We start from the raw sequence: 9,649 nt of genomic DNA on the forward strand, positions 1-9,649 counted from the left end.
GCGGTGGCGGCGAGGGGACGGGGCGTTGGGCTGGCCGGTCTCGGCCGGGACCTGCCCCCGCGCCGCCCTTGGTCTTGGGCGCGGCGGCACGCGGCAGCGACATCTCGCGCGCCTGTTCCTCGGTGACGATGATGTCGCCCTTGCGCAGGGTGGTCTTGTCCTCCAGCCCGGCGAGCGCCTGGGCCCAGGACTGGCCGACCGGCTTGCAGGTGCAGGAGGCGACCAGCTCCTTGCGGTAGCGCAGCGCGTTGGGCAGCGACATGTAGGACTGGCCGGCGACATTGGTGGCGTTGCGGATGTCGTCGCCGGGAATGGTGAAGAGCTGGGTCTCCGCCGCCGGGCACAGGCGCTGGCACAGCGCCTCGTCCTGGGCGAAGCGGCCGGGCGAGGAATAGTTCGCCATAGGGAAGAAATAGCCGTCGCAGGTGCGCACGCAGACGGTCTTGTAGCTCGACGGCCGCGGCGTCTCCAGCGGCAGCACCTCGAGATCGGCCGAGCCTTCGCCCGACTGGATCGGGCCGCCGAACAGCGCCTCGAAGAAGTTGCGCGGGCGCTGCTGCTGTTGCGGCACCTGGCGCACCGCGGCGGCATATTGCGGGCCGCAATTGTTCTGCGCGAGGGCGATGATCAGCGCCCGGCGCTGGCCCTGGTCGTCGCCCCCGGAGCGGTCGCTGGCGGCGAGCTGGGAGCGCAGGCGCGAGATCTGGTCGGAGATCTGATCGCACTGGGGCGGGCGCGGCGGCCCCTGGAAGATCAGGAAGCCGCGCGGCGCGTCGCAGCCCATGCTGTTGGCCTGGCGCGTGAGCTGGTCGAGATCCGCGCGCATGCGCGCCGCCTGGTTCTGCTGCTGCGCGCGGGCGCCGACGCCGCGGTCAAGGGCCACGAGCTGGGCTTCGAGCTGCGGGCAGATGGCGTTCGGCACCTGCGCCAGCGCGGGGCCGGCCGCACCCGCCGCGAAAAGCATCGCCATTCCGGCGCTGCGCGCCAGCGTCCCAAGCCGCTCCACCACTGTCCGCGTTGCGCCCATTCTCTGTTCTCTTCCGTGCGGCCCCCGACATGCGCGCCGAAAGGCAGCGGCGCACAATCTCGTTTCTATAGCGCGGCGGCCTTGCCCAATGGTGACCAAACTAAGGAATTGCGCGCCCGGGCGGGTGCCCGACACGGAGTACCGTGGGCGTTCAGCCTTTGCCGCGCGAGCGGATGTTGAAGCCGTCGAAGGCGAATTCCGCGATCTGCCACCACACCAATTGGTCGGCGCGGATGGCATTCATGGAATCGAGCGCCTGCTTGAACGTGGCATTGCCGGCGGCAATCTCGGCATAGAGCTCCTGCGCCGCCTTGTAGCCCGCCTCCATGATGGGGGCGGGGAAGGGACGCAGCTCCACGCCCTGCTGCACCAGGCGGCGCAGCGCCGGCGGGTTCACCGAATCATACTTCGCCAGCATCCAGTTGTTGGCGGCCTCGGCGGCATTGCGCACGATGGCCTGGTAGTGCTTCGGCAGCGCCGCCCATTTCTGGTCGTTGACCACGAGGTGCAGCATGGCGCCGCCCTCCCACCAGCCGGGATAATAATAGTATTTGGCCACCTTCACGAGGCCGAGCTTCTCGTCGTCATAGGGGCCGACGAACTCGGCCGCGTCGATGGAGCCGCGCTCCAGCGCCGGGAACACGTCGCCGGGGGCGATCTGCTGCGGCACCACGCCGAGCTTCGCCAGCACCTGCCCGCCGATGCCGCCGATGCGGAACTTCAGCCCCTTGAGGTCGGCGACGTCGTTCAGTTCCTTGCGGAAGAAGCCGCCCATCTGGCAGCCGGAATTGCCCATGGGGATGGAGGTGGCGTTGTACTTGGCAAGCACGCCGTTGATGATCTCGCGCCGCCGCCGAAGAACCACCAGGAATGCTGCTGGCGCGAGTTGAAGCCGAACGGCACGCCGGTGCCGAAGGCCAGCGTCGGGTCCTTGCCGGAATAGAAATAGGTGGCGGTCTGGGCGCAGTCGACCGCACCGGTGGAGACCGCATCCAGCGCCTGGAGCCCGGGCACGATCTCGCCCGCCGGAAAGGTCTGGATCTGGAACGCGCCGTCGGTGGCCTCGGCGACGAAGCGCGCGAACATCTGCGCCGTGCCGAAGATGGTGTCGAGCGAGCGCGGGAAGGAGGAGGTGAGGCGCCACTTCACCTGCGGCTGGGACTGCGCGAGCGCGGGCGCGGCAGCGCCGGCGGCGAGGGTGGCGGAGGCGCCTACGAAGGCGCGGCGCGAGGGGGCCATGGGCGTCTCTCCTGGAGCGACCTTTGTTCTGCCGCCGATCCATCGGCGGCGCTTGAGCCGCGACCGGTGTCACGGCGCGCGCGTGCAGTCAATCGTTTGCCGCGCAAGGGGCATGCGCGCGCGCCGATACCGGCCGGTCGGTGCCCGGGGCGTCTTCCCCTTTGCGCGGTCCAACCCCATATCCGGCGCCGACGGACGCGCGGGCGCGGCACCGGAGAGCGAGGAGCGAAGGCGAGACGATGATGCGGATTTCAATCAAGGCCTGCCGTGCCGTGGCCGCCGCCGGCCTTCTCCTTTTGGGCGCCGCCGCGCCGGCGCTGGCGCAGGAGCCGGACCTCATCTTCAGGAAGTCGACGGTGTGGAAGTTCCTCACCCCCGACGACAAGCTCGCGGTCTACGGCATCGACGATCCGGTGGTCGACGGGGTCGCCTGCCACTATACGACGCCCGAGAAGGGCGGCGTCTCCGGCATGTTCGGCGTGGCCGAGGAGACCTCCGACATCTCGCTCGCCTGCCGGCAGATCGGCCCGATCTCGTTCAAGACCAAGTTCGAGCAGGGCGACGTGGTGTTCCGCGAGAGCCGCTCCTTCTTCTTCAAGAAGATGCAGATCGTGCGGGGCTGCGACACCAAGCGCAACGTGCTGGTCTATCTCGTCTATTCCGACAAGCTGATCGACGGCAGCCCAAAGAACTCCACTTCCACCGTCCCCATCATGCCGTGGGGCGGGCAGGGCGAGGTGCCCAAATGCGCGGACTTCATGAAGAAGGGGTGGTGAGCGGCGCTACCGCGAGCAGGTGATCGCCACCACCGGCGGGCACAGGGGGCCGTGGCAGGAGGGGCCGCCGGCGGCGCCGGAGGAGATCGGCGTCATGGCATCGTTCGCCACCCGGCCGAAATCGATGGCACGGGCATAGTCATGGGCGCGGCACCAGGCGGAAGCGATGCGCTCGCCGCACGGCGCGCCGGTGGCGAGGCACGCATCGATGCCGTAGCCGTCCGAGGTGTCGATCAGGAAGATGCGGGTTTCGGCGCGGGCCTCCGCCGAGAGCGCGACGAGCGCGATGAGACCCGCCGCGAGGCCGCGCCAGGCGGACGCCGCCCGCTTCGGCATGAGCCGACAGGGCGCGATCGGGGTGTTCAGCTCAGGTTTCGGCGCGGCGGATGTCGGCATGAGCGCGTTCATGGCCTTTCGGGGGGTGTCGGCCGGCGTGGTGGCGGTGACGGAAGCCGCACGGCGTCCGTCCGGTGCGCGGCGGCGGGGGCGCACGACCAACGCTGGCGCCCCGATTCCAGCCATTGTGTGGCATCGCCGCAGAGCCCCTCCCGCAAGAGGCTGACCGGTCGGGACCGGCCGGCGCGCGCCGCACGGCGATTGGCTTACGCAGGGTTGCGGCACGGGTCAATGCCCGGAGCCCGGCGCGGGGAATGGACGCTTCGTCGCGGGGGCCGGACGCACGCGCCGCCACCCTTGTGAAATCCCTTGACGGGCGGCGCGCGCGGAACCATTGTCCCGCGCCATGCAAGGTTCTTTCACCATCGTCGGCGCCATTCTGCCGATTATCTGCGGCTAGCCCTCTCGCTGGCCGTGGCCGTCCCTTGCTCATCTTGCTGATGCCTTGAGGATCTGGACGCCCGGCCGGTGGCGAGCGCGAGCCCGCGCCGAACATGCGGAGCGGAGCGATCCATGGAGCTTAGGCTCTACAACACCCTGACGCGGTCGAAGGACCCCTTCCGCCCGATCGATCCGGCGCGGGTGCGCATGTATGTCTGCGGGCCCACCGTCTACGACCATGCCCATATCGGCAATGCGCGGCCTGTGATCGTGTTCGACGTGCTGTTCCGCCTGCTGCGCCGGCTCTACGGCGAGGCCGCCGTGACTTACGTGCGCAACATCACGGACGTGGACGACAAGATCAATGCCCGCGCCGCGGAGCGCGGCATCACCATCCGCGATCTGACCGAGGAGACCTACGCCTGGTTCCGCGAGGACGTGGCGGCGCTCGGCTGCCTGCCGCCGTCGGTGGAGCCGCGCGCCACCGAGCATATCGGCGAGATGCACCAGCTCATCGAGCGCCTGGTCGCCTCCGGCCATGCGTATGTGGCCGAGGAGCACGTTCTGTTCAACGTGCCCTCCATGCCGGACTACGGCCAGCTCTCGCGCCGCCCGCTCGACGAGATGATCGCCGGGGCGCGGGTGGACGTCGCCCCCTACAAGCGCGACGCCATGGACTTCGTGCTGTGGAAGCCGAGCTTCGCGGGCGCCCCCGGCTGGCCCTCGCCGTGCGGCATCGCCACCCCCGGCCGGCCCGGCTGGCACATCGAGTGCTCGGCCATGAGCTGGAAGCATCTCGGCGAGACCTTCGACATCCATGGCGGCGGCATCGACCTCGTCTTCCCGCACCATGAGAACGAGATCGCCCAGTCGCGCTGCGCCTTCCACACCGGCGTGATGGCGCAGGTGTGGATGCACAACGGCTTCCTGATGCTGGAAGGCGAGAAGATGTCGAAGTCGCTCGGCAACTTCGTCACCATCCGCGAGCTTCTGGACGAGTGGCCGGGCGAGGTGCTGCGCCTCGCCATGCTCTCCACCCACTATCGCCAGCCCATCAACTGGACCCGCCAGGGCCTGGGCTTCGCCGCCAAGACGCTGGACAAGTGGTATCGCGCGATCGGCGATGTCGCGGCGGTGACGGGCGGCGAAAACCCGTTCGAGGCGGAACTGGCCGAGCGGATCGGCGACGACCTCAACACGCCCGCCGCCATCGCCCACCTGCACCAATTGGCCGACGTGGCGGAGACCGACGCGCGCTCGGCCATGCTGTTCAAGGGCGCCGCCAACCTGCTGGGCCTGCTTTCCGATACCGAAAGCGGGTGGCGCGCGCGGGCGAAGGCCGCCATCGACGTGGACGAGACGGCGATCGAGGGCCTGATCGCCGAGCGCATCGCCGCCCGCAAGGCCAAGGACTTCAAGCGCGCCGACCAGATCCGCGAGGAGTTGGCGGCGGGCGGCATCGTGCTCATGGACAACAAGGACGGCACCACCAGCTGGGAGATCGCGCGATGAGCGAGGCGGCGAAGATCGCGCTGCGGCCCTATCTGCCGGCCGACGCGCCGGTGCTGGCGGCGCTGTTCCGCGCCTCCATCGCCGAACTGACCGGCGAGGACTATGACGAGGAGCAGCAGGAGGCCTGGATGGCCGCCGCCGACGACGAGGCGGCGTTCGCCACGCGCCTCGCCGGCCTCCTCACCGTGGTTGCGCTCCGGGGCAGCGAACCGGTGGGCTTCGTCGCGTTGAAGGACAACGCGCATATCGAGCTGCTCTACGTGCCGCCCGGACGCGCCGGCACCGGCGTCGGCGCCGCGCTCGCCGGCGCCGTGGAGGCGCTCGCCAAGGCGCGCGGCAAGACGGCGCTCACCGTCGACGCCAGCGACACCGCGCTCGGCTTCTTCCAGCACCGCGGCTACGAGGCCCAGCGCCGCAACATGGTCCCCCGCGCCGACACCTGGCTCGGCAACACCAGCATGACCAAGGCGCTGGGGGAGGGGAGATGATGTCGGCCGCGCCGCAGGCTCCGGTTGCCCGTGCGCGCACCCTGCGCCGGAGCATGACCGACGCCGAGGCGCGGCTGTGGCGTCTGCTGCGGGATCGACGGTTCGACGGCGCCAAGTTCCGCCGACAGGTTCCCGTCGGACCCTATGTGGAGGACTTCCTGAGCTTCGGACACCGCCTCGTGGTGGAGGCGGACGGCGGGCAGCATGCGGGCACGCTCCGCGATGCGGCGCGGGACGCCTTCTTTCGCCGCAGCGGGTTTCGGGTCCTGCGCTTCTGGAACAACGATATCCTGGGGAACACGGACGGTGTCCTGGAGGCGCTGCTGCTGGAATTGCAGCGCGGCGCCCGGACCACCCCTCACCCCCGGCCCCTCTCCCGCAAGGGCAGAGGGGAAGAAGACGAGCACGCCGCCATGGCCAAGGAACGCCTGTACCTCTTCGACACCACGCTGCGCGATGGGGCGCAGACCAATGGGGTGGACTTTACCGTCGCCGACAAGCTGAAGGTGATGGGCCTCCTGGATGGCCTCGGCGTCGACTACATCGAGGCCGGCTATCCCGGCGCCAACCCCACCGACAGCCAGCTGTTCGCGGAACGCCATCCGGCGCAGGCGCGCGTCACGGCGTTCGGCATGACCAAGCGGCCGGGCCGCTCGGCGGCGAACGACCCCGGCGTCGCGGCGCTGCTGGAGGCCAAGGCGGATGCCATCTGCTTCGTCGCCAAGGCCTCCGCCTACCAGGTGCGGGTGGCGCTGGAATGCTCGAAGGAAGACAACCTCGATTCGATCCGCGACAGCGTGAAGGCGGCGGTGGCCGCCGGGCGCGAGGCGCTGGTGGATTGCGAACACTTCTTCGACGGCTACAAGGAAGATCCGGACTTCGCGCTCGCCTGCGCCCGCACCGCCTTCGAGGCCGGCGCGCGCTGGGTGGTGCTGTGCGACACCAATGGCGGCACCCTGCCGCACGAGGTGGAGGAGATCGTCCGCGCCGTGGTCGAGGTGGTGCCGGGCGACCATGTGGGCATCCACGCCCATAACGACACCGAGCAGGCGGTGGCGAACTCGCTCGCCGCCGTGCGCGCCGGCGCGCGCCAGATCCAGGGCACGCTGAACGGCCTCGGCGAGCGCTGCGGCAATGCCAATCTCGTCTCGCTGATCCCGACTTTGCTGCTGAAGGCGGGCTTTGCCGACCGCTTCGAGATCGGCGTCGATCGCGAACGCCTCGCCCATCTCGCCCAGGTCTCGCGCACCCTCGACGAGATGCTGAACCGCGCCCCGAACCGCCACGCGCCCTATGTGGGCGACAGCGCCTTCGCCACCAAGGCCGGCATCCACGCCTCGGCGATCCTGAAGGACCCCGCCACCTACGAGCACGTGCCGCCAGAACTGGTGGGCAACCGCCGCCGGGTGATGGTGTCCGATCAGGCGGGCAAGTCCAACGTCCTGTCCGAGCTGGAGCGGCTCGGTGTCGCGGTCGACAAGGGCGACCCGCGCGTCGCCCGCCTGCTCGACGAGGTGAAGAGCCGCGAGGCGCTGGGCTATGCCTACGAGGCGGCGGACGCCTCGTTCGCGCTGCTGGCCAAGCGCATGCTGGGCACGGTGCCCGACTTCTTCCGCGTCGAGCGCTTCAGCGTGAAGGTGGAGCGCCGCTTCAACGCCAAGGGCGAGATGACCACCGTCGCCGAGGCGATCGTGAAGGTGGAGGTGGACGGCGAGGTGCTGATCTCCGCCGCCGAGGGCAACGGCCCGGTGAACGCACTCGACGTGGCGCTGCGCAAGGACCTCGGCAAGTACCAGCCGCTGATCGGCGGCCTCAAGCTCACCGACTACCGCGTGCGCATCCTCGACGGCGGCACCGAGGCGATCACCCGCGTGCTGATCGAGAGCGTGGACGAGACCGGCGACCGCTGGACCACGGTGGGCGTGTCGCCCAACATCATCGATGCCTCGTTCCAGGCGCTCATCGATTCCATCACCTGGAAGCTGCTGAAGGAAGGCGCGCCGGCGTAAGCCGCCCCCGCCTCCTCATGCGGGCTTCAGGAGCATGTGCTTCTTCTTGCCGAGCGAGAGCTTGATGACGCCCTCGGGCGTCAGGTCGCCCCGCGTGAGGACCGCCTTCTCGTCGCTCACCGCCGCGTCGTTCACGCGCAGGCCGCCGCTCTTGATCTGGCGCCGCGCCTCGCTGGTGGAGGCGACGAGCCCGGCCTCCACGAAGGCGTTCGCCACCGGCAGGCCGGCCTCGAGCTTCGCCGCCGGCACGTCCACCGTGGGCAGGTCCACCGCCAGCGCGCCCTCGGCGAAGGTGGTGCGGGCGGTCTCCTTGGCCTTCTCGGCGGCCTCCCGGCCGTGCAGCAGCGCGGTCGCCTCGGTGGCGAGCACCTCCTTGGCGATGTTGATCTCCTGGCCCTGAAGCGCGGCGAGCCGGGCGATCTCGGGAAGCGGCAGCTCGGTGAAGAGCTTGAGGAAGCGCTCCACGTCCGCATCGCCGGCATTGCGCCAGTACTGCCAGTATTCGTAAGGCGAGAGCAGATCGGCATCGAGCCACACGGCGCCGCCGGCGGTCTTGCCCATCTTGGCGCCGGACGAGGTGGTGAGCAGCGGGGTCGTCAGCGCAAACAGGTCGGCGCCGTGCATGCGGCGGCCCAGCTCCATGCCGTTGACGATGTTGCCCCACTGGTCCGAGCCGCCCATCTGCAGGATGCAGCCGTGGCGCTTGCTGAGCTCCACGAAGTCGTAGGCCTGCAGGATCATGTAGTTGAATTCGAGGAAGGTGAGCGGCTGCTCGCGCTCCAGGCGCAGCTTCACCGAATCGAAGGTGAGCATGCGGTTGATGGTGAAGTGCGGCCCCACCTCGCGCAGGAGCGGGATGTATTTCAGCTCGTCCAGCCAGCCCGCGTTGTTCTCCATGATCGCGCCGCCATCAAAGTCCAGGAACCGCGCGAACACCTTGCGGATCGAGGCGATATTGTCCTCGATCTGCTGGTCGGTCAGCATCCGGCGCGCCTCGTCCTTGCCGGACGGGTCGCCGATCTTGGTGGTGCCGCCGCCCATCAGCGCGATCGGCCGGTGGCCGGTGCGCTGCAAGGTGCGCAGCATCATGATGGACAAGAGGTGCCCCGCATGCAGGCTCGATGCGGTGGCGTCGAAGCCGATATAAGCGGTGATGGGTCCTTCCGCCGCCTTGGCGTCGAGGCGCTCGAGGTCCGAGCACTGGTGGATGTAGCCGCGCTCGGAGAGCGTGTTCAGGAAGTCGGAGCGGAAGGCGGGGCTGGTCATCGCAATTCTGTCGGTCTGGCGGAGGACGGGCGGAAGGAGCGGTGGTTTAGCAGGTCCCCGCCCGCTTTGCGACCGTGGCAGGCAGGGATGGCAACCGGGGATGGGCAACAGGGGATGGGGAGGCAGGGAACAGGGATGCGCGCGATCGGGCTCATGAGCGGCACCTCCATGGACGGGGTGGACGTGGCGCTGCTGGAGACCGACGGCGAGGCGGTGTTCTGGCGCGGCCCTTCCCTTGCCGTCCCGTTCGACGGCGAAACCCGGGCGCTGCTGGCCGGTGCGGTGGAGGATGCGCGCGGCGTCAATGCCCGCACCGACCGGCCGGGCCGGCTCGCAGCTGCGGAGGCGCGCATCACCGATCTCAACGCGCAGGCGGTGGAGGCGCTGCTCGCCAGCCTGCGCCTCGCGCCCTCCGACATCGCCGTGGTGGGCTTCCACGGCCAGACCGTCATCCACCGCCCCGACGCCCGCCTCACCGTGCAGCTCGGCCTCGGCGCGGCGCTCGCCCGGCGGCTCGCCATTCCCGTGGTGGCCGACATGCGGGCGGCGGACGTG

At 69.7% G+C, this 9,649-nt stretch carries 8 protein-coding genes and 2 pseudogenes; 6 read left to right on the forward strand and 4 right to left on the reverse strand.

Annotated elements, in window-relative coordinates; translation table 11 throughout:
- Positions 1 to 970 (reverse strand): DUF2865 domain-containing protein (locus tag AC2W7M_RS13200; RefSeq protein WP_486132743.1); only part of this gene is annotated, 970 nt, incomplete at its 3' end.
- A 208-nt stretch (positions 971 to 1,178) separates the two neighbouring features.
- Positions 1,179 to 2,266: pseudogene (locus AC2W7M_RS13205) on the reverse strand (TRAP transporter substrate-binding protein).
- Positions 2,267 to 2,508: 242 nt separating this feature from the next.
- Between AC2W7M_RS13205 and AC2W7M_RS13210 the strand changes: the two are divergent.
- Positions 2,509 to 3,042: a CreA family protein gene (locus AC2W7M_RS13210; RefSeq protein ID WP_486132749.1), complete on the forward strand. Its 534-nt coding sequence runs from the start codon at positions 2,509 to 2,511 to the stop codon at positions 3,040 to 3,042.
- Between the two features lie 6 nt (positions 3,043 to 3,048).
- On the opposite strand, the gene AC2W7M_RS13215 is transcribed toward AC2W7M_RS13210, so the two are convergent.
- Complete coding sequence (locus tag AC2W7M_RS13215) at positions 3,049 to 3,450, reverse strand: hypothetical protein (RefSeq protein WP_486132744.1); 402 nt, start codon at positions 3,448 to 3,450, stop codon at positions 3,049 to 3,051.
- A 501-nt stretch (positions 3,451 to 3,951) separates the two neighbouring features.
- Here AC2W7M_RS13215 and cysS point away from each other — a divergent pair.
- The 4 genes and pseudogenes from cysS to cimA all read left to right on the forward strand — a co-directional run bounded on the left by cysS (position 3,952) and on the right by cimA (position 7,828).
- Positions 3,952 to 5,331, forward strand: a complete 1,380-nt coding sequence (cysS, locus tag AC2W7M_RS13220; RefSeq protein WP_486132745.1) for a cysteine--tRNA ligase — start codon at positions 3,952 to 3,954, stop codon at positions 5,329 to 5,331.
- Positions 5,328 to 5,819: a GNAT family N-acetyltransferase gene (locus AC2W7M_RS13225; protein WP_486132746.1), complete on the forward strand. Its 492-nt coding sequence runs from the start codon at positions 5,328 to 5,330 to the stop codon at positions 5,817 to 5,819. Before cysS ends, AC2W7M_RS13225 begins: the two co-directional genes overlap by 4 nt.
- Positions 5,819 to 6,142, forward strand: a pseudogene (locus AC2W7M_RS13230) (endonuclease domain-containing protein); the annotation flags it as partial. The gene AC2W7M_RS13225 and the pseudogene AC2W7M_RS13230, both read left to right, overlap by 1 nt.
- Positions 6,143 to 6,232: 90 nt before the next feature.
- Positions 6,233 to 7,828 (forward strand): citramalate synthase, encoded by a 1,596-nt coding sequence (gene cimA / locus AC2W7M_RS13235; protein ID WP_486132750.1) that lies wholly within the window; start codon positions 6,233 to 6,235, stop codon positions 7,826 to 7,828.
- A gap of 15 nt (positions 7,829 to 7,843) precedes the next feature.
- Here the strand turns inward: cimA and tyrS are convergent, their stop codons facing one another.
- Positions 7,844 to 9,094, reverse strand: a complete 1,251-nt coding sequence (tyrS, locus tag AC2W7M_RS13240) for a tyrosine--tRNA ligase (RefSeq protein ID WP_486132747.1) — start codon at positions 9,092 to 9,094, stop codon at positions 7,844 to 7,846.
- Positions 9,095 to 9,229: 135 nt separating this feature from the next.
- Between tyrS and AC2W7M_RS13245 the strand changes: the two genes are divergently transcribed.
- Positions 9,230 to 9,649: anhydro-N-acetylmuramic acid kinase (locus AC2W7M_RS13245; protein WP_486132748.1), on the forward strand; the 420-nt coding region annotated here is incomplete at its 3' end.

It is taken from the genome of Xanthobacter sp. BG11Y11_SDJG, from assembly GCF_057364445.1.